Source organism: Jezberella montanilacus, assembly GCF_003003055.1.
Classification (GTDB): domain Bacteria; phylum Pseudomonadota; class Gammaproteobacteria; order Burkholderiales; family Burkholderiaceae_B; genus Zwartia; species Zwartia montanilacus.
Genome location: NZ_PVTV01000017.1, coordinates 50,365 through 74,287 on the forward strand (window position 1 = coordinate 50,365; position 23,923 = coordinate 74,287).

A 23,923-nucleotide genomic window follows, 5' to 3' on the forward strand; every position below is an offset into this window, starting at 1 on the left:
GAGATCCTCACTTTGTCTCAAAGACACTTTGCCATAACGCTTGAATCGATTTGCGTTCGAAAGCGAGCTCAGTTTGCGGGACGCGCGCCTTGTCTGCGCCTTGCAAACGCAACACATGTTGTCGATGTCGCAATGAGCGATAACTGTTTGCGCCGATTGTGGCGAGTTTTGTGTCAATCAACCCGTAATCACCCGCCAGATTAAGTAAGCCAATATTCCCAAGATTTTCAAGCAGCGCTGGATACTGAGAGGCGTATAAAAGCACTAAGTACTGTGTGACAAACTCTAAATCAACCATGCCGCCTGAGTCATGTTTGATGTCAAACTGGTCGCTACGATTGGGATGCCCCGCGGTAATCTTGTCTCGCATCGCCAGAATCTCTCGCCTAAGATCAGCCGGATCACGTCGCCTCATCAGTATTTTTCGACGAACATCCTCAAACTTAGCGCCCACCTCAAGATCTCCCGCGCAGAAACGTGCCCGAGTGATAGCTTGATGCTCCCAGACCCAGGCATGTTCTTGCTCGTAGTTCTCAAAAGCTTGAACCGATACTGCCAGCAGCCCAGCCTCTCCATCGGGCCTCAGTCTCAAGTCGACTTCGTACATCCGACCCGACGAAGTCAGCGTCGATATCCAGGAGGTTAGGCGCCGGCTGAGTTTCGCGTATTGTTCTTGTGCGTGCTCTCGTTGATCGTCATAGAGATAAACCAGATCGAGGTCGGATGAGTAGCCGAACTCCTTTCCACCCAGTTTGCCGTAAGCAATGACCGCCAAGCGGGGCTGGATTGGCGTGTCATTTACTCCCGGGTTTACCACGAGGGGCCACGCTCGCGTGATCGATTCTTGCAACAATAGGTCAGCTAAAGAAGAGAGTTGATCCGATAAGTGCTCAACCGAAAAAAGACCTTCGAGATCTTGGGCAAGTAGCTGAAAGCTGATCTGATGTTGTAGGTCGCGCATCAAATTCATTTGTTGCTCGACGTCTGGTTGCCCATCGATCAACTTACACGAATCCAGGTCTTTTTTTAAAGTTCCTCGAGTTTTTTCAAAATCGATTGGCTCCATCATGCTTTGCCAAGAGATCAAGCTATCAAGCACCACTGGGTGTCTTAAGAGATACTGCGCCGCCCACGGACTGGCTGCCATCATTCGAGCCATCCTGTTCAGTGCACCTGGATATTCAGCGAGTAACGCCAAGTATGAACTTCTTTGTGCCACGGTTTCCAGAAAATCCAGCATCTTGTAGATGGTGGCGAGTGGTTGACTGGTTTGTGCACACGCCGCTAAGGTGCTCATTAAAATTGAGTCCACTCTTTGCTGGTTCTGTGCAGATAAGGCTCGAATGCGGTGACCTTCTAAAAAAATACTAAGACGAGCTGAGAGCTCATCACGTTGTTCAGAAAATCGAGTGATTGCAGCGCTCAGTTGTTGCGAAAACTGACGATGTGACTCTTTCTTTTGGCTATTGTCGTCGGACACGCCAGCGGGCAGGGTGGGTTCGTTGCTTTCACCAAGTCCCGCCAGACGAAAGGCTTGTTTGAACAACGTAGCAACGAAGTGTCGATGCCTATCGAGGGTGGCCCAGAATTCCTGACTCGACATGCCCATTGCTCGTGCGAGCGCCTCACGCAAATCAGGATCTTGGGGTAACAAGTGAGTTTGCGCGTCCTCGCGATATTGCAATACATGCTCGGTTTTACGTAAAAACCGATAGGCAAGTTCCAGCTGCAGCGCAATATCGGGGGCGAGCAGCCCCGTCGATACCTGTTGAGCAATCGCGGCTAACAAGTTGCGCTCTTGCAAAACTGGCATACGACCGCCGCGGATCAGTTGTGTCAGTTGCACAACAAACTCGATTTCCCGGATTCCTCCATCCCCGAGTTTGATATTTGATGTGATGTCTACTCCGTGTCGCCCCGTGGCTCGGCGCTCCCAATCCTGTCTGATCTGCTCTCGCAGCGAGCGAAGGGCGGCTAACGCATCGAAATCAAAGTACTTTCGATAGACAAATGGCAGGCGCATGCTTTCAAGGTTTTTGACAGTTTCAAGAGAATTGCTATTTTTAAATGCCTTTGCAGGGATGACATCAGCCTTTAACCAAGCGTAGCGCTCCCACTCACGACCCTGCGTAAACAAGTACTGTTCGAAGGCATTAAGGCTCCAAGCTAACGGGCCCGAGTCTCCATCTGGCCTTAGTCGTAAATCTGTTCTGAAAACTTGCCCATCGCCGTCAAATTCAGAAATGATGGGCAACATCATTCGTATCAGTTTGACGTAAAACTCATGATTACTTATTTTTCTGGGGCCAGCGGTTTCACCCTCTTCGCCGTACAACATAATGAGATCAATATCTGAAGAGACATTTAATTCGCCTCCTCCGAGTTTGCCCATCCCGATAAGGATCAGTTCTTGAGGCAAGTTTGACGTTGGGTCAATAGGCTCACCCCAACGGTTAGCGAGCTCAGTCGCAGCTGTTTGATAGGATTGTTGGACGGCCAGTTGAGCCAGACGGGTCATGGCGCCGGTCACTTCTTCTAATGACGCAAGTCCGGCAAGATCACGAACCATAGCAAGAAAAAACACGCGTTGACGCAGCTGTCGAAGCACTTTTCGGCATTGCTCAAGACTGAGGACTCCGTCAGAGACTGGCTGACCCGATAATTCGATGAACCACGAATCAATAACGTGATGGTTCAACTGTGTTTGTGCATGCATATCGAGCCAGCGCACAAAGTCAGGATTGCCCAGCGCTAAACGGCGCAGTGTGCCTGACCAAGACATCGCATTGTCTACAATCGCCATGATCTCGCTTGTTTCATGAACCTAGGTGGCTGAATGCACACACAAGTTGGGTTATAAGTGAGTGTAGACATAAATTGCCTTGCCCAATGCGCGAGTTCAAGGCCCATTGAGTATTTACGATGAAAAGACACGATTTTGTTGGTACTTAGAAGAATACTACGCGCGTTTGTCGTGCTTTTTGTCGCCGCTTATTTCCTATCGGTCGGGGTCATGCTCGGTGTCCGGTATTTGGTGCTTCCTCATGTTGATCGGTGGCGCCCAGAAATCGAAGCTCAGTTGTCGAGTTTGTTGCACTCAACAGTCCAGATAGACGATATTTCGGCGAGCTGGTCAGGCCTGCATCCCGCACTTTCCTTGACGCAATTTAGAGTCCTTGACCAGCATGGCCAAGAACTTCTTAAGGTACCAAGCCTTTATGGAGTGGTGTCCTGGACAAGTCTGCTCTCTGGCACGCCGACTTTTGTCCATCTTCAAATCGATGGGCTCAGCGTTGCTGCAGTCAAAAGGCTTGACGGAACACTCGCACTGGTCGGCCTGGATATGCCACCCTTGCATGAGGATCAAGTTAATCACCCCTTGAACATCCCGGCCGTGAACTGGATGTTGAATCAGCGTCACATTGAACTCAGAAAGGCTGGTTTTGTTTTGACTGACGAGTCCAGACCGGGAGCGTCGCTTGCGTTATCCGACATCACGGTGATGATACACAACAGTCTTTTCAAACATGAACTGACGCTAAGTGCTCAGATCCCTGCATCGCTGGGCGGGCGGGCCTTGTTTCAGATGCGAGCCGATCAGATGTTTTCTCCATTTGTGCCGACAATCGGACGGAAAATCGAGTTCTATGGTGAGTTAGATCGATTTCTTCCCAGCGGTTTGCAGCCGTGGCTCGATATACCTCTCGTAACCGGGACGTATGGCGCTCGTGCCTGGGTCGAGTTTCGCGATGGGCGGCTAGCAGAGACCACGATTGATCTGGTCGGTCAGAACGCAACTGGAGCAATCGGCTCATCGACACTAGCAGCTCAACAAATAAAAGTCAGGCTAAAAGGTTTGTTGGCAGATATTCTTCCTGAGGTGATCTCTCCGCTCTTGGTCGTTAGCTCTGATCATAAGAGGGGGGTGCGCGTCACTGCTGCCTTACAAGGAGCAGCGTTGACGAGCACGCTGTTTGAGCCAAATCAACTCGACATTGGTCAGTTGGATGTGGCAGCCACTGTCAACGCTACGCACGAAGCTGGGTTGGCAATTGAATTTGATAAGCTATCTGTGCATAACAGCTCTTCAGAATTTAGCTTGCAAGGTAGATGGCGGGCAGGTGGTGTGCTGGGTTTAGGCTACGCCGATGTGACAGGATTTATCCAAAGACTGGATGCAACTTACCTGTATCGCTATTTGCCTACTTTGGTCGGTGCTGAAAGCCGAACCTGGTTGCACCAAGCCTTTACCTCTGGCGACTTTGTAGAATCAAAAATCAAGCTTTTCGGAGATCTTTCGTATTTTCCGTTTAACGATTGCGGCAATTTCGGTCAGTTCAGCGTAGACGGACGACTCAAAAATATCACTCTGGATTACGCGCCGCCGACAAAGTCAATTGCTGGATGGCCTGTTATCGAGCAGGTGAATGGCAAATTTAAGTTTGAGCGTTTAGGGTTGGCTGTCACGGCTGAATCAGGATATCTGCATTCGGGCCGCGAGGACAGGATCAAAATTACAAATGGTACGGCTAGCATTGCAGATCTGTACTATGACCCCTTGTTAAAGCTGCACTTTGAAACCAATGGGTCGGGGCAAACTTATTTAGATACGCTTGCGCAAACGCCTTTAGCTGACCGGTTTGGTGAAGGTCTTGCAGATGTCAGACTGACGGGCCAACTTGAGATTCCGGTTGATCTGGTCGTAGATCTCGTTCATCCAGAACAGGTCGACGCCAGAGGATACGTGGCGCTTCAGAACGAGTCTTTGACCCTATCGAAAGATTTACCGGTTATCGATGACATCAGCGGACGAGTGGACTTTGCTGGTGAGACGATTACGTTCTCTGGTGTACGAGCCCAGATGCTTGATGGCAACATACTTGTCGATGGCAGTTTTGACCATGACAATGGGGTGGTTCAAATATCAGGTGACTTAGGGGCTGCCGCGATTAATAAACTTGCCGGCCTGGCAACGCAAGATCTCGTGAAGGGCTCTCTGCAATACAAGGGTTTAATGAAGTTAAATGCGACCGGTGGGATAGATGCAACGGTCAATACCAATATGAAAGGACTTGCACTCAACTTACCACAGCCTTTAACTAAAGATGTTGAGCAAGAGGTGCCTCTGGAGATCAGGTTTGGCGGGACGCGCAGAGCAGCTGATCAGCGCAAGTCACTCAGTTTTTCGTATGGATCAAATCTCAAAGGACGCTTTGAGCGGACGCGAATGAGACGAGGTTCGTCCCTGTTCGACCGCGGTCTGATTACATACGATTTGGTCGGCAACATGCCTGAAACAGGTCTGGCGATTGATGTCGCGTTGCCTAGTTTTGATTGGGACAACTGGGAAAGCCTGACAGCATTAGCCAGCCCTGCCAAAGAGGGTAACAAGTCCGGCACAAACGCGGTGCTGCCGCCCCTCGTGAAGGCAAGATTGCTAGCTAGACACTTTACTTTGGGTGATATCGGGTTTAGTGATTTGGATCTCAATTTGAGCCATAACAGTGACTCGGCACTCTGGTCGGCGCAGCTAAAGTCTCGCGAATCCGACGGTGTCATTGATTGGTTGCAGGGCACCACCGCGACACCGGGGAAAGTCACTGCAAAGTTATCTCGTCTCGTGTTTGGCAGTGCGGCTGAGGTTGTCAAAACGGATACAGATCCAAGCGCTACGAACACGAGTGCTGCTGAGGTCACTCTTGATGACAGTCGGTTCTCAGATATTCCTTCAATTGATTTGACGATTGATGATTTAACCCTTTATGGGAACAGGTTAGGTCAGATTCGATTTAAAGGATCCAACAAAGAACGCGGAAAAAAATGGAACATTGATCAATTGCATATTGTTAATCCTTACGCGACCTTTGACGCGAGTGGCGATTTGCAAATGACGACTGCTGAGCGCGGTGTCAGGCTAACAACTAAGATTGAAATCAACGACGTTGGCAAACTATCTGACTATATGGGCTACCCCGATAAAATTAAGGAGGGACAAGGGGTGATCAATGCAGATGTGCACTGGCGTAACTTCCCCTGGGTCTTTGATTACGAGGGGTTATCTGGCAACGCCGAAGCCAGTCTGAAAAATGGTGTGTTCGAACATCTCAACTCGCGCAGTGCCAGATTGCTTGAATTGCTTTCTGTGCAATCACTGCAACGATTATTCAGTCTGAATTTCAAACCAGGAACGGTTTTTCAAAACGGCTATCCATGGAATTCAATTGCCGCTAAATTTGTGATTACCAATGGCGTCGTGTCTACCAGCGATTTGACCATCGCCTCACCCGTTGCAAATATCTTGTTAGTGGGCAAGTCCGATCTCAAAGAGCGAATTTGGGATATGCAAGCTGACGTGAAGCCAGTCTTTGATATGAGTGGTACCGCATTGGCAACGGGGTTTGTGGTGAATCCCTTCATCGGGATTGGCGCCTTAGTGACGCAGTATATTTTGCGTAACCCGATCGAGAAGGCCTTTACTGCACAATACAAAGTGACGGGATTTTGGGATGACCCCAAGTTAGAACCATTGGGTGGCGGCGCTTCCCCTGCGAAGGCGGAAGTGTCCCCTGTCCGATAAGTTACTTCTTCATCATGTCGAAGAATTCGGCATTATTTTTTGTTGAACGCATCTTGTCGAGGATGAACTCCATCGATTCGACTTCTTCCATGCCGTGTATGAATTTGCGCAACACCCAAACTTTCTGAAGCAAGTCCGGTTTGATTAATAACTCTTCGCGACGGGTGCCGGATTTGTTCAAGTTAATAGCAGGATAGACTCGTTTCTCGGCAAGTTTGCGCTCAAGATGAATTTCGGAGTTGCCTGTACCTTTGAACTCTTCATAAATCACTTCGTCCATGCGGCTACCGGTTTCAATCAGCGCTGTGCCAATGATCGTGAGTGACCCGCCTTCTTCCAGATTTCTTGCGGCACCGAAGAAACGCTTAGGCCGCTGCAAAGCATTGGCGTCAACACCGCCAGTCAGTACTTTGCCAGAGGCCGGTACCACCGTGTTGTAGGCGCGAGCCAAACGCGTAATGGAATCAAGCAGGATGACCACATCTTTTTTCATTTCGACCAAGCGTTTTGCTCGTTCGATGACCATTTCGGCGACTTGCACGTGACGGGTGGCGGGTTCATCAAACGTAGAAGCGACTACTTCACCGCGCACGGTTCGTTGCATCTCAGTGACTTCTTCCGGCCGCTCGTCAACCAGCATAACGATCATTACTGAATCCGGAAAGTTAGTAGTAATCGCGTGTGCAATATGCTGCATCATTACTGTTTTGCCCGATTTTGGGCTTGCCACGATCAACCCGCGTTGACCTTTGCCGATTGGAGCAAATATGTCGAGAATCCGTCCTGTCAGGTTTTCTTCACTTTTAATGTCTCTTTCAAGAGGCATTACCTTGTCTGGATGCAAAGGTGTCAAGTTCTCGAACATGATGCGATGTTTCATCGCCTCAGGGGCAAAGCCGTTGACTTTATCGACTTTAACTAAAGCAAAGTAGCGTTCACCTTCTTTTGGTGTGCGAACTTCACCCTCAATAGAATCCCCTGTATGAAGATTAAAACGACGTATTTGCGAGGGAGAAATATAAATATCGTCAGTGCTCGCCAAATACGAAGTGTCGGGTGAGCGTAAAAATCCAAAACCGTCCGGCAGGACTTCAAGAACGCCATCACCGAATATTTGCTCACCGAGTTTGGCGCGCCGCTTCATGATGGTGAACATGAGTTCTTGTTTGCGCAACCGGTTTGCGTTTTCGATTTCTAGCCCGGCGGCCATTTCTAGTAGCTGCGAAACGTGCAGCGCCTTTAGTTCGTTAAGGTGCATTGATATGAGTCAAAAAAATCGTACGGTGGGAGGGAATTAACTCGAAGAAATAAAAGGGTGGCGGGCCTCGGACGGACCCGCGCGCGGTACTGTTGCTTTAAATCGCGCTTTTGAGCCAGTCAGTGAGTTGTGACTTGGACAAAGCCCCAACCTTGGTCGCCGCAACTTGTCCGTCTTTGAACAACATCAAAGTAGGGATGCCACGGATATTGAATTTTGCCGCAGTTTCCTGATTTTCGTCAACGTTTACCTTGGCAATTTTCACCTGGCCTGAAAACTCTGTTGCGAGTTCTTCCAGGATTGGGGCAATTGCTTTGCAAGGGCCACACCACGCAGCCCAGTAGTCAACTAAAACCGGACCAGACGACTTTAAGACGTCAGCTTCGAAGCTAATGTCGCTGACGTGTTGAATGTTTTCGCTCATGATTGTTCTCTGCCTAACATAACTGCAAACAAATTATTACGCTAATTCAGCAGATTAGAGCATAACATTGGTCACAGAGGTTAAAAATCATGTAAGCGGCGCTACGTAGAATGGGACAATAGCGACTAGATGTGGGTTTTACGTAAAATGCAGTGCTTTTTCCATAGAATTTTGGGGATAACTTGAGTAAGACGTCCTACAACGAATCATCCATCCGGGTCCTGAAAGGTCTCGAGCCAGTTAGACAGCGCCCGGGTATGTACACTCGGACTGAAAGCCCGTTGCACATTATTCAAGAAGTCATTGATAACGCGGCAGATGAGGCGCTCGCCGGATTTGGCAAGCATATTCAAGTGACCCTGCAAAATGACGGTAGTGTAAGCGTCGAGGACGATGGCCGCGGTATACCCGTTGGGCTCCATCCGGAAGAAAAAGCACCCGTAGCCGAACTGGTGTTTACCCGACTTCACGCAGGGGGCAAGTTCGACAAAAAAGACGGCGGAGCCTACGCGTTTTCTGGTGGCCTTCACGGCGTTGGCGTATCTGTCACCAACGCACTGTCGAAGCGTCTTGAGTTGGTGATCTGGCGTGACGGCGGTGCTCACCGAATGGAGTTCGCCGACGGTGCCGTGACCGTGCCTCTTGCCTCGGTTGCTGAGTTAGCTCGAAAAAAATCAGGGACTCGCGTCCGCGTCTGGCCAGACCAGAGCTTTTTTGATTCTGCCTCAATTCCGCTCGCTGAGCTAACACATTTACTGCGAAGCAAAGCAGTGTTGATGGCAGGCGTTAAGGTGTCGTTACATGTCGAAAAAACGGGTGAGACACGTGTCTGGCAATATGAAGACGGGTTGGCAGGCTACCTGACAGAGGCCATGACTGGGATCGAGCTGAGGGTTCCCCTGTTTCAAGGTGAACAGTTTGCGCTTGCAGATGACGACTCTTTTGCATTGGGCGAGGGCGCGCAATGGGTTGTGGCGTGGTCGGACGAAGGAAGCGTGATTCGGGAATCTTATGTGAACCTGATCCCGACCCCAGCCGGGGGCACCCATGAATCCGGTCTGCGCGAGGGCCTGTTCAACGCGGTTAAAGCCTTCGCCGAGTTGCATGGACTGATGCCTAAAGGGGTCAAACTCTTACCTGATGACGTTTTTGCGAGAACGAGTTTTGTTTTATCAGCCAAAGTATTGGATCCTCAGTTTCAAGGGCAAATAAAAGAGCGTTTGAACAGCAGGGATGCTGTTCGTCTAGTCGGTGGTTATGTCCGGACTTCGCTTGAACTCTGGCTGAGCTCAAATGTCGAATATGGCAAAAAGCTAGCTGAGCTGGCAATCAGACAAGCTCAGGCTCGCGCAAAATCGGCTCAAAAAGTTGAGAAGCGCAAGAGCTCAGGCGTCGCGGTTCTGCCAGGGAAGCTGACGGATTGCGAGTCGACCGATGTGCTTCGTACCGAAGTCTTTCTTGTCGAGGGCGACTCGGCTGGCGGGTCTGCCAAAATGGGGCGAGATAAAGAGTTTCAGGCAATCCTTCCGCTCAGAGGTAAAGTACTCAACGCTTGGGAAGTCGATCGTGACAGGCTGTTTGCTAACAATGAAATTCACGACATTGCAGTTGCGATAGGAGTCGATCCACACGGACCTACTGACCAGCCCGATCTGTCAGGTTTGCGCTACGGGCGAGTTTGTATTTTGTCTGATGCTGATGTGGACGGTTCTCATATTCAAGTATTGTTGTTGACACTGTTCTACAAACATTTCCCCAGATTGGTTGAGCTCGGCCACGTGTACATCGCTCGACCGCCATTATTTCGGGTGGATGTCCCCGCTGTGGGCAAACGGCCAGCCAGAAAAATATATTGCCTGGATGCTGGCGAGCTTGAAGCGCTCGAGGATAAATTGCGTAAAGAAAATGTTCGCGAAGGGTCTTGGAGCATCAGTCGGTTCAAGGGACTTGGTGAAATGAATCCTGAGCAACTGTGGGATACCACTATGAACCCTGATACACGACGCATGTTGCCAGTGGCTTATGGCGAAATGGATTCTGCTGAGACGACGCGCATGTTTGATATGTTGATGGGTAAAGGAGAGTCCGGACAACGTCGTAGTTGGATCGAAGAGAAAGGCAATCTCGCCGAGTTGGATATTTAGGGCACGCGAATGAATGATGTTGTACAACCCGATCTGTTTGATCAGGGTGAACCGAATGAATCAAGCGAAACGATAACGCTCGGTAAATATGCTGAGCAAGCTTACTTAGACTATGCAGTTTCTGTCGTTCGGGGTCGAGCCTTGCCCGACGTTGGCGACGGACAGAAGCCCGTCCAGCGCCGGATTCTTTATGCCATGCAGGCCATGGGACTTCAATCGGGCTCGCGTCCGGTTAAATCGGCGAGGGTAGTGGGTGATGTGCTTGGTAAGTATCATCCACACGGGGACCAGGCGGCTTATGAGGCCCTAGTCCGAATGGCACAAAGTTTTACTTTGCGCTACCCGCTGATTGATGGTCAGGGCAATTTCGGTTCGCGCGACGGCGATAATGCTGCAGCGATGCGATACACCGAGGCGCGGTTGACGCCTTTCGCCCGAGTCCTGCTCGACGAACTCGACGAAGGCACGGTTGATTTTGTACCCAACTACGATGGCAGTCATCAAGAACCCTCGATGTTGCCAGCGCGTTTACCGGTCATGTTACTCAATGGCGCCTCAGGCATAGCGGTTGGTATGGCCACTGAAATCGTGTCGCATAATCTAAGAGAAGTGGCGCAAGCTTGTGTTGCATTGATCAAGCAACCAAAGCTGACAGAAACCGAGTTGCTAGAGATCATTCCGGGGCCCGATTTCGCTGGTGGCGGTCAAATTATTACCGCGGCTGAGGACATAGCGCTTGTTTATCAAACAGGCAGGGGTTCGATCAAAGCTCGCGCGCGCTGGCAATTTGAGGAAATGGCCCGAGGTCAATGGCAATTAGTCGTGAATGAGTTACCACCTGGCGCCTCGTGCCAGCGAGTATTGGAAGAAATCGAAGACTTAACCAACCCCAAGGTTAAAACAGGAAAAAAAACATTAACGCCCGAGCAACAACAAACCAAGACACAAATGCTGGCATTGCTCGATGCCGTGCGCGACGAGTCAGGCAAAGATGCCGGCGTACGCCTGGTCTTTGAACCTAAAACTTCAAAAATTGATCGGGATGAATTTGTCACGACATTGCTCGCTCAAACCAGCATGGAGACCAATGTCTCGGTTAATTTGGTTTGTATCGGAACCGACGGACGTCCAAGACAAAAACCCCTGCGGGATGCGCTGCTTGAGTGGATAGATTTTAGACTGGCAACGGTTTTAAGAAGGACCCGTTTCAGGCTGGATAAAGTCATCGATCGCATTCACGTCCTTGAAGGCAGAATGTTGGTCTATCTGAATGTCGACGAAGTCATTCAGACGATTCGTGAATCCGATGAGCCCAGACCCGCGTTGATGGCCAGATTCAATTTAAGCGAGCGCCAAGCGGACGATATTTTAGATATGCGTCTTCGGCAGTTGGCTAAGCTCGAAGGCTTTAAGATCGAACAAGAGCTCAAAGACAAAAAGGGCGAGCAAGCGCGTTTGCAAGAGTTGGTTGAGCAACCGGCCGCACTCAAACGCCTGGTCGTTAAAGAAATCGAAGCGGATGCGAAACAATATGGGGATGACAGACGCACCCTGATAAAAGTCGCTGAGCGAGCTATCCGTGAAGTCAAGGTAATCGATGAACCCGTGACTGTGATCGTTTCGCACAAAGGCTGGTTGCGCTCAAGGCAAGGTCATGGTCATGATGCGACGCAATTTGCTTTCAAGAGTGGCGATGATTGCTATGGCGTATTCGAATGCCGAAGCACAGATTCGCTGATCGCGATGGGTGATAACGGCAGAGTCTATTCCGTTGCTGTCGCGGGTTTGCCCTCTGCTCGGGGTGATGGCGCACCCGTTACATCAATGATTGATCTGACACCTGGAAGCCGAATTGAGCATATGGTGGCCTCTGCGCCTGATCAACGATGGCTCTTGACCACTCGGCAGGGCTTCGGGTTTTCGGTCAAATTGGTCGATATGACGACTCGTCAGCGTGCCGGTAAACAGTTCGTCTCTCTAGAAGCTGGTGATACGCTGTTGAGGCCATCCCCTATTTCAGAAGCAGCTGTGCAAGTCGCTTTTCTCTCTGAAAAAGGTAAATTGCTCGTGATCGGATTGGATGAAGTGAAAGCACTGTCAGGGGGTGGCAGGGGTACCATCTTGATCGCAATCGATTCGCCTGACTCCTTGTCGCAATGCGTTCCCATCTCAGAAAAAGGGTTGCGAGCAACGGGTGTTTATCGCAATAAACAAATTGAAGATGTTCTGTCAGGCGCCAGTCTTGCTGGCTACGTTTCTAAACGCGCCAGAAAAGGTAAGCTACTTGATGTTCGCCCTAAAAATCCGATCCTATCCCCGGTTTTCTGAGCTTCTCAATGCTATAGATCGTCAAATTAAAAAAACAGGTTAGTTTTCAATGTCCTTTCAAATTACGATTCAACCAAGTCAACACCAGTTCAAAGCTGAGTCGAGCCAGTCGGTTCTCGATGCAGCACTCGCAGCCGGAATTGTGTTGCCCTATAGCTGCAAAAGCGGGGCATGTTCAACCTGCCGTGGCAAAGTGGTGTCCGGCAGTTACGAAGCTGGTTCAAATCCGGCTCAGGTATTGAGTTCGGAGGATATCGAAGCCGGGTTTACGCTATTTTGTCAGGCTAAGCCTACATCCGACTTGGTGATTGAGTCTCGCGAGGTGAGATTCGCCACAGATATTCAAATAAGAAAATTACCTGTTCGTTTGACCGCAATGGCGCAGGTTGCGCCAGATGTCAAAATTCTGACATTACAGTTACCCGCGACCGAGACGTTTCGTTTTTACGCTGGACAATACGTCGAACTCCTACTGAAAGACGGTAAGCGCCGGAGCTACTCAATGGCCAACGCTCCGCATTCAGCAGCTGCCCTTGAATTACATATCCGTCATATGCCGGGTGGCTTGTTCACAGACCACGTTTTTGGCACCGGTGCAACACAGATGAAAGAGCGCGAAATATTGCGTTTCGAGGGGCCATTTGGTTCTTTCTTTTTGCGGGAAGACTCTTCCAAACCCATCATCATGGTGGCGAGCGGCACAGGCTTCGCACCCATTAAGTCAATCATTGAGCACATGGTACATGAAGGGATTAAACGACCGGTCACGCTATATTGGGGTGGTCGCCGTCCTGTTGACCTATACCTCGGTGAACTTGCAAAAACTTGGTCTAATGATCTGGCTGATTTCACCTATATCCCAGTTGTTTCTGACGCGCTTGAAGGCGATAACTGGACTGGTCGCACCGGTTTTGTGCACGAAGCCGTGATGCAAGATTTTCCGGATATGCAAAGTTTTGAAGTATATGCCTGTGGCGCACCAATTGTGGTTGAGTCTGCCCGTAAAGAGTTTTCAGCTAAATGCAAACTTCCTGAAGATGCTTTCTATGCGGATGCATTCACGTCAGCCGCTGATCTTGGGTAAACAGTGTTTATGATTGGTTCAAGTTTTATAAGGATTATTAGCTTGTCTTACACAAATCGCGTTATCGGCATTTTAAGTACCAGCCTCGTCTGCGCGTTATCCCAAGCAGCGACCGAAATCGAAGTTTGGCACACACTCAATCCAGCCAATCGCGCTGAGTTCGAGAAGATTGTTAAGCAATTTAATGCTGAGCAGAATGATACAAAAGTAGAGCTAAAAGCATTTGCTGACCAAATCGCATTAACAAGCCCCGACTCACGGGCGCTAGCGGCGAAACGCAAGCCCGATTTAGTGCAACTTGATGACAACAGATCACCAGACGTGATCGCCAATAATCAAGACATCCTGCCGTACTACGAATTTGCAAAGAAATACCCAATCCCGGATAACACTTCAATTCTGGCACAAACCAGCGGTTTTATTCGCGATAAGCAAAATCGTCTGCTTGCGTTTCCTTTCATGGCAGAGATTCCGGTCATGTTTTACAACCTAGACGCTTACAAAAAGGCTGGGTTGGATCCCAATGCTCCTGGCGCAACGTGGGCTGCTCTTCAGGCACAATTGTTGCTGTTGCGTGATAAAGCCTATTACGACTGTCCGTATGCAACCAGCCAGCAAGTTTCCGTCCACCTCGAAAATCTAGCGGCGATGAATAACTCGCTTTATGCGACGCCAAATAATGGCCTAGATAATGCAAAAGGTGCTGTACTTAACTTCGATACATTATTCATGCGCCATATAGCCATGATGGTGAGCTGGAAAAAGGTCAACATATTTTCAGTCAACAGCAATTCCAACCAGCCAGATGGATTATTTGCTGAGGGCAAATGCGCCGTGCTGACGAGTGGTTCTGGGTCGCTGGGGCAATTTGCAGCGACTAAGGATTTGAAGTTTGGCGTGGCTCCTCTACCGTATTACGATCAACTCACTCCCAAGCCAGGCGTCCCCTTTGTCAGCGGTTCTGCCCTTTGGGTAACGACTGGGCAACCGGTCGAGCAATACAAAGCGACCGCTAGTTTTCTTGCCTACCTGTCTAAGCCTGTGGTGGCTGCCGCTTGGCATCAGAAAACTGGGTTCTTACCACTTAACGATGCTTCGACGAGAGCTGCTGACGTTTCGTTTTATGGCAGCATTCCTGGACTGAATCGTATTGTCGAGAATATGCGGCAAGCGACAACCAAAACAAATCGGGGTTTTCGTTTGAATGGCTATGCGCGCATCGAACCCATGCTGAGTGTAGAACTTGACGCGGCCTTGTCTGGTCAAGTTCCACCAGTCAAGGCTTTAACGACGGCAATCGAAGAGGCCAAAGTGATGTCTGGTGAGGCACCGGCTCCAGCGTCCGCTTCAAACAACAAAAAGTCTAAGAAGTAGCGTCCTGTAGTCAACAATCTTAAAAGGTCAACTGCAGTTGACCTTTTTTTTACCATCATCGCTTGTAGCGCTCAAGCATTCAACGGCCCATACGTAGGTTTCACAATTGTGGCCTCAAGCGAATAAAGCCATCATGTCGATCATTTTGCTTCTCGTGATGACTGATGCTGACTGTACGTATCGCCTTAACAATCCTAGCGCTGCCATTGTTTGGGGCATGCACAACGCTACTACGCGACACGACTCCCAGATTTGAGGTCGGCGCTCAGGCTTCTCAAACAACTTCAGGTTCGCTTGATTTTAATTGGCGCCTGAGTGGTGATCGCTCGGTGGGACCAATTCAGGTATTTTCAGATGATCAGAAAATCTGGCTGCACTGGCACGCGAAACAGACAACTCCGATCCTGAGCGCACAGCAAACTGATGGCGAGCAAATTCTCAGTGACAGCCGACGTGGCGACATCAGCGTCGTAACGGGGTCGTGGGATCATCTCTATTTTCGTCGTGGCAAAAAAACTGCACAAGCTATGCGCGTCAACTCACTCGGCCGTGCTCCGCAGGTTGGGGTAACTGAAGTTGATAGCAATAAACAAATTGCAACAACCCAGCTTGGCAGCAATTTTGAAATCAACGCAGATGACCTGCATTTGCGCAACACATTGTCTCGCTGGGCGACGCTGTCAGGGTGGCATTTTTTGCCGGAACACTGGACCGTCGACTTCGATATCCCGATCTCCGGATATGCGAGTTTCAGTGTTGACTTTGAAGAGTCGGTCAAGAGCTTAATGAGCGCAACAGAGTTGTCAGACAGGCCACTTCAAGCTTGCATTTACAGCAATCGGGTGTTGCGAGTAGTGAGTGTCACCCAGACATGCGATCCGTCGACTTCTGCAGAGGTGAGGTCTTGAACGGCTGTCTCGCGCTGATTGGTGCCGGCACATTGTTGTTGTCTGGTTGCGCACTGCAGGATGCTCTTATTAAGCACACGCTGAACGTGACAGACTCAGCAAGTGAACTCGAGCAGAGAATTGATCGTTTCAAAGTAAGCACCAAGAGCACACAAATTCGACGTGAGGCACAGTCAGTGAACAAGCCTTGGATTGCTGGCAGAGCAGTACCGCTCGCAAGAGACGTCACATTGCCGAAAGCCTTGCAACGCAACGTGGATTCGACCTTACTGTTTGGTAGTACCAAGTTCACCTTGTCAGCACTCGCTGAGCGGCTGAGTATTGCCATCGACCTGCCGGTTCGCATCAGTCCTGAAGCTCTACTACCCTCGTCGATGTTTGCTCCAAGGATGGCAACAGTCGAACCGATAGAAGCAAGCACAACATTCAATGAAACAGCTTTCCCCAGAGGTTCGCAACCATTAGCCAAAATTCTGGACTTGATTTCCAGACGGCTAAATGTAAATTGGAGGTACGAGTCAGAGGCACTCGTGTTTTATCGCACCGAAACACAAGTGTTTGACGTTAGATTGCTCACGGCCTCGGCCTCAGTTGAGATGGCTTTGGGTCGTTCTACTTCATCTTCAGCTGGCGGATTTGACAGTAGTGCGCGAACGGTGCTTCGATCGGCTGAGCACAATGCGCTTGACGCAGTCAAAGCAAAAATCGAACCATTTCTTACACGAGCTGGGGCAGTAACTGCTCAAGCCGGGGTTGCGAGCTCTATCGTTGTCACAGACGTACCAGCGTCGTTAAGGTTGGTTGCGCAATTCCTAGATAAAGAAAATCGAATCCTAACTCGACGAATACGCCTGGTATTTGAAGAGCTGACAGTTGAAACAGACGACAGTCAAACGCTCAGCGTCGACTGGTCGGCCGCTGTGGTGTCCAACAATTTGACAACTTCTCTCAAAGGACCTTCGGCCGAGCCCATCAATGAAAACGCGCAGTCTGCCCTGTCGGTTGCGACAACGGGCATCAGTCCCGTCAAACTTATGCTTCAAGCGTTGTCGCGACAGGGAAAGGTCATTCGTCACAGCACGGTACCCATCATGACAATTAACCGTCGTCCCGTTACTCACGCCGTTCGTACGACATTTTCCTACGTCGATCAGGTTCGTACCGCCACAGCATCTAGTCTGGATTCCACCACCACTAATTCCGCGCAAGCCTCTGTCTCAGTTAGTCAGAAGGAGGAGACTGTTGGTGCTTTCCTAACAATCTTGCCTGATGCGCAGGATGATGGACAGATCCTGATCTCGATTGCTTATGACAACACCATTGCTCAGCCCTTAAAAACGATTAGCTTTGGGGAATCAGGAAAAGGCCTGTCGATTCAACAAGTCCTGATCGATGGAACCGGTACGGTTCAGCAGGTGTCCTTGCGATCGGGTCAGCCCATGTTGATCTCCGGGTTTGAGCGAGTCAAAGAACAAAGTGAGTCGACGAGCTTTACACCAGAGGTGCCCGCAATAATAGGCGGCGCGGATAGACTTGGTAAAAGCAAAGTCATCACAGTCATTGTGTTGACCGCGTTACTGGAGGAGGGCTGATGAGTTCGATTACCTCTCCCCTTGATCCCCTTATGGCAGATCGCCGCAACATGGTCTGCGCTTCTGTTATTAATCCACAGGGGGATTATTTAATGCTAGGTTTAACGTGGTTTGCGCTAGTTGGCTCAAACCCGCGCAATAACATTTATCAGCTTGCACGCTCGCTGCGCGCTACTCATTATGTATTAGTGGAATCGAATGCTCGCGTCGCTGCCTGCGCTCGCTTGCCAACGATAAATCGCGTGAGAGGACGTAGCCGCAACGCGGCCCATTGTTATTCGCTGGCAGCACTGTTTGCTTGCGCTCATCCAGAGGGTGCTCAGGCGTGTCTATTACCTGATACCCAAGGCGGCGCTTGGTTAATGGCCAGCCATGAGGGGCATGTCCTGTGCAGCAGTGATCGGCATTTTGCTTCGCGCCAAGCAGCCGACGATGCAATCGCAGACATCAAAATCAGATACCCCGGTTTGATTCAGCTTACTTTAAGTACCGAGTGGCAGCACAATATGCCGTGCTGGCTAGCTCAAAAACTTTCTGCATCATCAGCTCTGAAGTCGATCCCAACGTTGCACTTACTACCTCGAGGCTCAATTTTATGCGGCGGTTTTGTTTTGATCGGCGCTACATCGTTATGGGCTTTGACTGACCATACGAAGCCAATCGTTGCATCGACTGTGCAAGGGCAATTTGAGCTGACTCGCCAGGTCGAAGTTAAAGACGAGTTGTTAAAAGTGATGATAGACCGGCCCGGCTCTTTATGGTCAAGCATTCAGATATGGGCTTCTCTACCCATAAAAAAAGAGGGCTGGAAATTGATATCGATCGATTGTCAGACAACTGATAAGGATTGGCATTGTGGGGCTCGTTATCATCGTGATTTTCACCCCGCTGGGCGAGAACATCTGGAGCAACTGGGCTTAAGCAATCCAATCCTTACCTTCGATAATTTAAAAGAAGCGGTCGTTCGCTGGCGAGATCAGCGGTCTCTTGAGGTTCTTGACGACAATTTCGACAAAGGATCAGGTTGGCTCGATCAGCTCCAGAGAATTGAGAACGGGTTTAATTCCCTCGAGGTTGGGGCAGTTATCAAGCGAGCACAAGGCAATGTGCGTCCAGTGCGTCTGCAAGGCCCGTTGCGCTCTGCTTCGTTAATAAAGACCATTTTGCTACCTATCAGTTGGAGACGGGTATCCATTTCGTTGAATGATCTACCCGCCAGACTTGCCGGTGCAAAAAAGAGTGCAGTTGAATTTACAGCGGAAGGTGAAATCTATGCAGACTGAACTTCACAGCAATGTGCGAGCCGTTCGGTTGCGCTTCCCCTCAGCTTTGAGCTCGTTAGTGCCGCTGACTCATTATTTACGTTTGGCAGGCTTTGCCCTGGTCATTTGGTCGATCAATACGTACATGTTTTGCTACGCCCAAACAACCTTGGAACAAACGGTCAATGAATTGATCGAGACAGAAACTCAAACGGCATTAAAAAATAGAGGTAAGCACAAAGTGTTGACCGATCCAGATGAGAATAAAACATTCGATCCTGAGAACGGTGACAAACTCTTTTCCATTTACGGAGTCAATAAAAACTTAACGGCAGAGTTATTGATTGAATCAAAATTTTTAATTTTTAAATCGGGTCGTTCTCAACCCGTTTTAGGCTCTCGGATTGGTTATGAGCTGGTAAAAATAGATCCCCCCTGCGTGGTCCTGCGACGTGGCGAAAGTTTAAAAGAACTTTGCTTAGAGCCTGTGTTGCCATGATCCGGCTGCCCCCCTTTGCCTTAAAAAAAGGAATAAACGCAATGAATCTTGTTGTGACAACCATTGACACAACTGCCGAATTAACTCAACTGAGTCCCCGGTACAAGCGATTACTCACAATCGATCTTGATACCTTAAGTGTCCTCGACCGGATATGTCCGGTGCTGTTTGAAGACGGAACTGCCGGCGTTTTTGTCATGCGAGGCAATGATTATGATGATCAAGTCATGGCCGTGATCAATTTGTTGATGCAGAAGAAATTTAGACTTCAGCAGGCCCCTCTTTATTCTGTTGCGAGGCCAGTTTTCCTCAGTTTGATCAAGCCGCTCAGATTGAACGATGAGCGAGCTTTAGCCACCGTCCTAACAGGATCAGAGAATCTTCCTCCTTTAATTAAGATCTTTGACGAAATTGTTGAGTGGGCGGTTGATGTCGGTGCCAGCGATATTCATTTCAACGTCAGAACAACCGATGCAAACTCTCAAGTCAGATTCACCATCAATGGCGACTATTTTGTGTTCGACAAGTTTTCTAAATACCCAACATCCTTCATGCTTGAGATGCTTAGCCTGGTGTGGATGGAAATCAAGGGAGGCAATGGTGCCGTATTCGATCCTACGGTTGAGCAACAAGGGCGGTTGGAGCGGACGGTTAGTGGCAGTCGATTCACACTGAGATGGGCGTCTTTGGCAGCGGACGGCGGCCCCAGTGTCTGCCTGCGCTTGTTAAAGTCTGAGGCAATCTCGGAGGCACCCACCTTGTCGTCGTTAGGTTATCTCTCGTCTCAAGTTGCTTCGTTTGAACGAGCGACTTTGATTGAAGGTGGCGCTGTTGTTTTATCGGGGATGGTGGGCTCAGGCAAATCAACGACGATTGCATGCTTGATGCGCAACATTCCAAGTCATCGAAAAGTTATCACGATAGAAGATCCCGCTGAATTCATTATTCCTCATGCTTTGCAGAACACGTTGACCCGCTCTCTGAACGGCTCTGATACCCACGTGTTCGACGCTAAGCTAGCAACCATTAAGCGATCCGCTATGAACGATTTGCTGATTGGTGAAATCCGTGATTCTGCTGGTGGTCGCGCGTTTATGGATCTTGCAGCGTCTGGCGCAAATCTTTACACAACAGTACACGCTCGCTCCTGTTTATTGATTTGCGAACGGCTGAGCTCAACGCTGATAGGCGTTGCGAGGGACTTTTTGGCTAGCCCTGGGGTTCTTAAATTATTAGTCCATCAGATGCTCCTGTCGGCTTTATGTAAATATTGCTCGCTCAGTTTCTTTGAGGTGAATCCGGATCAGCCCTGGCGCTGCGTCAAAGGCTATGCGAGAAACCATTTGTGGTTTGCGCGATGGGCAGAAGCGATCGCTTGCACGTATCAACTTGACTTGAACCGGCTGAGGTTTCGTAACGAGTCAGGTTGCGACAGGTGTCGCAGAGTGAGTATCCAGGGATTGGCGGGAATTGAAGGGCGTACAGTCATCGCAGAGATGATCGAACCTGCTCGTGAGTTGGATTTTCTTGATGGTCTGGATAGCGGCAATCGTTCAAAGTTGCGACGCTGGTACGAAGAGAGGCCTCGCGCAGCTTTAACGAGCGAAGATATGACCGGTAAGTCGGTCTTCGATAGCGCTATTTTTAAAATATCGGTCGGCCATGTTGATCCAAGATTTGTTGAAGCGAAGTTTGGTTTGTTCAACGAACGCTTACAGGCTTGAGTGAATGAGGAAATTGTCATGGTCTTGGGCCTTGCTCGGTCCCCTGTGTCGTGTACGCGATCGCATGCATCGCTGCGTTTATGAGCAGAAAATTGCTTTTGTGGCAAAAATGTTTCGGCCCTACAGAGCTGATTACTACATATATCTCGCCGAAATGGTGGCGCTTAACGGCGGAGGCAAAACATTATTAAAGATTCTTGAATCAGATGGGTACCGTTATCGTCACCGAGGCGCGAGAGGCATTTTGACCGATTACTGGGCGAAACGCTTGAGCCTAGCCGCAGGTGATGTATACGCTACCTTTGAGCGCACGCTTCCACAGGAAGACATAATTGCGTTGCGTGCAGCACAGATCGCTGGTGGTGAATCGCTCAGTAAAGTGCTGAGTAGTTTGGGTCGTTGCGTTCGTATTCATGATGAAGCTCAACGTAGTTTCGTTCAAACGATCGCTGTTGGCATTGGTGCCTGGTTAGTCGCCTTAGCGTCGATGATGGCAATTCCTTTTTTCACGCACAATCGACTATTTTCAGCGTTCTCAATCATTCCTTCTGAGTTCTATGGCCCATGGACGATTCGCTTTGATCTGTTCGCTAAGCTTCTGCGAGACCAATGGTTGTTCGCGTTGCTTGCTGTCTGCTTTGGGTTCGGGGTGTTGACCTGGTCTGTAGGAAGTTACGTGGGGCGATTCCGAGGGGTTCTCGATCGATGGTTTGTCTGGCGACTGTATAGATTGCTTCACGCAATGCGATTCCTTTCCTTGCTTGCCGTATTGATTCAGCCTCAAGGAAGCGATCTGGCGCGTCTGCGTCAAGCAATTGTCGCAATGACAGGAAACAGTTCACCGTGGTTGGAGCATCACTTGCAGAATATGTTGTTAAGAATCGACGTTGGCGTAGCGTCGGTCCAAGCACTTGATACGGGTCTTATTGACGAGCAGACCTGGTGGTTTTTGTGTGACGTTGAGGAAATTGCAGGGCTGGATCAAGCGATCTTTCGCACTTCGGATCGCTTGGGAGATAAGGCACTGATCGAGTTTAAACAATGTGCGGTGCAAATGCGCTGGTCGTTATTGATCATCGCTGTAGCCATCGTGATGATCACTGCGCTCTGGCACTTTAAAGTTATCGATGAATTACGGCAATCGATGGCGATTGCCTATGCATTCAATTAAAGCGGGAGTACTCATGCAGATCTATTACTCTAAATCCTCACTACGTGGCCAGCATCAGCTTTCCGCTAAAGAGAGTTATCAGGACGGTTTCTCTCTAATCGAGGTGTCCATCGTGACGGCAATTATTATGCTGATTGCAATTATCGGGATTCCAGCGATACAAGCTTATGTTATCGAAAATAAAGTACCAAGGGTAGCGGAGGAGATACAACGCTTCGTTGCCAGAATCAAGGCAAATACCCACGGCTTTGGATCAACTCCTTATGCGGGGATTCACAATGGGACGCTTGCCTCTGCTTTAAGGGGGTCGAGCGTGGTTTCTGTCTCAGGTGAAGGAGCCATGTCCAATATTGCACACGGGCTTGGCGGTCTGGGTACAAGTGGTCGCGGCGTCGTTCAAATCGAAGCACATAGCCTTGCGGGTGCTGGACGTGGCTCAGCATTTTCGATTACTTTTACTGATGTCAACGAGGCCGCTTGTCCAGCACTCGCTTCTATCTTGCAACGAATCGCAGAGAGTGTGACGATTTCTGGAAGAGCGGGTGCGGCACAGGTTAAAAACGCTACGCAATCACCGCCTCAGCCTTATAACCCTATCTTGGCAGATGCTCAGTGCTCAAGCGGGGACAGCAATACTTTTCAGTTTGTTGTTCGTTGATGGATCAAATTGCGGTTCTGGCGATAAACTGGTGAGACAGGGCAGCGTGCTTTGCCGGACGCAGCAAGGCTTTTTATTATTCGAACTCGTTGTCGTTATGATGATAGCGTCGTTGCTTGCGACGTGGGCTGCTTCACGCTGGGCCTCCGAAATTGATGATCACGCCGCTTCGTCTACGGGTGTCTGGCTGGCCCGTGTGGGGGATGCTGTTAGGCAAGAGCTGAAAGTCCGGGCGAACGCCTGGCAGGAAGTCACCCTGACTCAATCATCGAGATTTGATAGCGATCGCTCTGATCGCGTTGAAACGTTGAGTGTCAGAGACCTGATCACCGCAGGTCATTTACCTGAGGGGTTTTTGACACAACCTTCATTGCGCTATGAGTTAACAGTGCACGTCCGACAGCGCATACAAACCTCGTGCTTCAGGTTGTTATGTGGTTTAGAAGCGCTGATTCTATTGCGTCCAAGCGCGTCCGAATTTGAGCATGCACAAGACAGTAATAGGCTGGGGAAAATTCTGACAACACTATCGGGAACGGGGTTGGTCGTTCATCCGCTCAATGTAGAAAGACTGAAAGGACCACAGCTTGACTTAGCCAACCCACCCTGGGGTGCGATTGAGCTGTTGCCAGCTGGAACGATCGGGATGCATGTGTCTAACCCAGTCCTGTTGAAGCCACGCGATAGATTTGGTGGCGTGTACGTATCCCCTCACGGCGGAGACTGCAAGAGCTGGGGTTTGGCCGAGCGCTACCTGAATCCGCTGACAGGGAATTGCACTTGTCCTGAAGGCTATGTGCCCAGACAGTTAGCAGAATGGCGAATTGACCCACCTCACGAGCATTCTTTTCAGGCGACAGGGGTACGATCCTATATTTGTGTTGCTCCCCTATAATCTGGGGTTTATTCAATCCGGCAGT

General features: G+C 49.7%; 16 protein-coding genes. 13 read left to right on the top strand and 3 right to left on the bottom strand.

The annotated features are described in order from the left end of the window. Positions 1–7: 7 nt before the first annotated feature. On the bottom strand, positions 8–2,803 hold the full coding sequence (gene glnE / locus BCM14_RS13415) for a bifunctional [glutamate--ammonia ligase]-adenylyl-L-tyrosine phosphorylase/[glutamate--ammonia-ligase] adenylyltransferase (protein ID WP_106228561.1): 2,796 nt from the start codon (positions 2,801–2,803) through the stop codon (positions 8–10). Positions 2,804–2,941: 138 nt separating this feature from the next. On the opposite strand from glnE, the gene BCM14_RS13420 reads away from it, so the two are divergent. Beyond that, positions 2,942–6,577, top strand: coding sequence for a YhdP family phospholipid transporter (locus tag BCM14_RS13420; protein WP_445972074.1), 3,636 nt, complete (start codon positions 2,942–2,944; stop codon positions 6,575–6,577). Between the two features lies 1 nt (position 6,578). Here BCM14_RS13420 and rho read toward each other — a convergent pair whose 3' ends face one another. Both rho and trxA read right to left on the bottom strand, forming a co-directional pair. Further along, positions 6,579–7,835, bottom strand: a complete 1,257-nt coding sequence (rho, locus tag BCM14_RS13425; protein ID WP_106228563.1) for a transcription termination factor Rho — start codon at positions 7,833–7,835, stop codon at positions 6,579–6,581. A 97-nt stretch (positions 7,836–7,932) separates the two neighbouring features. Continuing rightward, positions 7,933–8,259 (bottom strand): thioredoxin TrxA, encoded by a 327-nt coding sequence (gene trxA, locus BCM14_RS13430; RefSeq protein WP_106228564.1) that lies wholly within the window; start codon positions 8,257–8,259, stop codon positions 7,933–7,935. A gap of 182 nt (positions 8,260–8,441) precedes the next feature. Here trxA and BCM14_RS13435 point away from each other — a divergent pair, with 182 nt between their 5' ends. From BCM14_RS13435 to BCM14_RS13490, 12 genes are all read left to right on the top strand, one after another. Continuing rightward, positions 8,442–10,403 carry a DNA topoisomerase IV subunit B gene (locus BCM14_RS13435; RefSeq protein WP_106228565.1) on the top strand — a complete coding sequence of 654 codons (1,962 nt, stop codon included), beginning with the start codon at positions 8,442–8,444 and terminating at the stop codon, positions 10,401–10,403. Positions 10,404–10,412: 9 nt separating this feature from the next. Further along, a complete protein-coding gene (parC, locus tag BCM14_RS13440) occupies positions 10,413–12,731 on the top strand; it encodes a DNA topoisomerase IV subunit A (protein WP_106228566.1) in 2,319 nt (772 codons plus the stop codon). A 49-nt stretch (positions 12,732–12,780) separates the two neighbouring features. After that, complete coding sequence (locus BCM14_RS13445; protein WP_106228567.1) at positions 12,781–13,815, top strand: CDP-6-deoxy-delta-3,4-glucoseen reductase; 1,035 nt, start codon at positions 12,781–12,783, stop codon at positions 13,813–13,815. A gap of 42 nt (positions 13,816–13,857) precedes the next feature. After that, positions 13,858–15,189, top strand: a complete 1,332-nt coding sequence (locus tag BCM14_RS13450; RefSeq protein ID WP_259673636.1) for an extracellular solute-binding protein — start codon at positions 13,858–13,860, stop codon at positions 15,187–15,189. A 164-nt stretch (positions 15,190–15,353) separates the two neighbouring features. Beyond that, on the top strand, positions 15,354–16,097 hold the full coding sequence (locus BCM14_RS13455) for a TcpQ domain-containing protein (protein WP_106228569.1): 744 nt from the start codon (positions 15,354–15,356) through the stop codon (positions 16,095–16,097). Beyond that, the gene (locus BCM14_RS13460; RefSeq protein ID WP_106228570.1) at positions 16,061–17,689 is read left to right on the top strand and encodes a type II secretion system protein GspD; all 1,629 of its coding nucleotides are present in this window, start codon (positions 16,061–16,063) and stop codon (positions 17,687–17,689) included. Before BCM14_RS13455 ends, BCM14_RS13460 begins: the two co-directional genes overlap by 37 nt. Continuing rightward, the gene (locus tag BCM14_RS13465; RefSeq protein ID WP_106228571.1) at positions 17,689–18,972 is read left to right on the top strand and encodes a hypothetical protein; all 1,284 of its coding nucleotides are present in this window, start codon (positions 17,689–17,691) and stop codon (positions 18,970–18,972) included. The genes BCM14_RS13460 and BCM14_RS13465 overlap by 1 nt, the downstream gene beginning before the upstream one ends. Continuing rightward, positions 18,962–19,450, top strand: a complete 489-nt coding sequence (locus BCM14_RS13470) for a hypothetical protein (RefSeq protein WP_106228572.1) — start codon at positions 18,962–18,964, stop codon at positions 19,448–19,450. The genes BCM14_RS13465 and BCM14_RS13470 overlap by 11 nt, the downstream gene beginning before the upstream one ends. Positions 19,451–19,491: 41 nt before the next feature. Then, positions 19,492–21,174: an ATPase, T2SS/T4P/T4SS family gene (locus tag BCM14_RS13475; RefSeq protein WP_259673637.1), complete on the top strand. Its 1,683-nt coding sequence runs from the start codon at positions 19,492–19,494 to the stop codon at positions 21,172–21,174. A gap of 4 nt (positions 21,175–21,178) precedes the next feature. Then, entirely contained in the window at positions 21,179–22,345 is a 1,167-nt protein-coding gene (locus tag BCM14_RS13480; protein WP_106228574.1) for a general secretion pathway protein, read from the top strand. After that, entirely contained in the window at positions 22,332–23,003 is a 672-nt protein-coding gene (locus BCM14_RS13485; protein ID WP_311042733.1) for a type 4 pilus major pilin, read from the top strand. The genes BCM14_RS13480 and BCM14_RS13485 overlap by 14 nt, the downstream gene beginning before the upstream one ends. A 31-nt stretch (positions 23,004–23,034) precedes the next feature. Continuing rightward, positions 23,035–23,898: a pilus assembly FimT family protein gene (locus BCM14_RS13490; RefSeq protein ID WP_146129784.1), complete on the top strand. Its 864-nt coding sequence runs from the start codon at positions 23,035–23,037 to the stop codon at positions 23,896–23,898. Positions 23,899–23,923 lie beyond the last annotated feature (25 nt).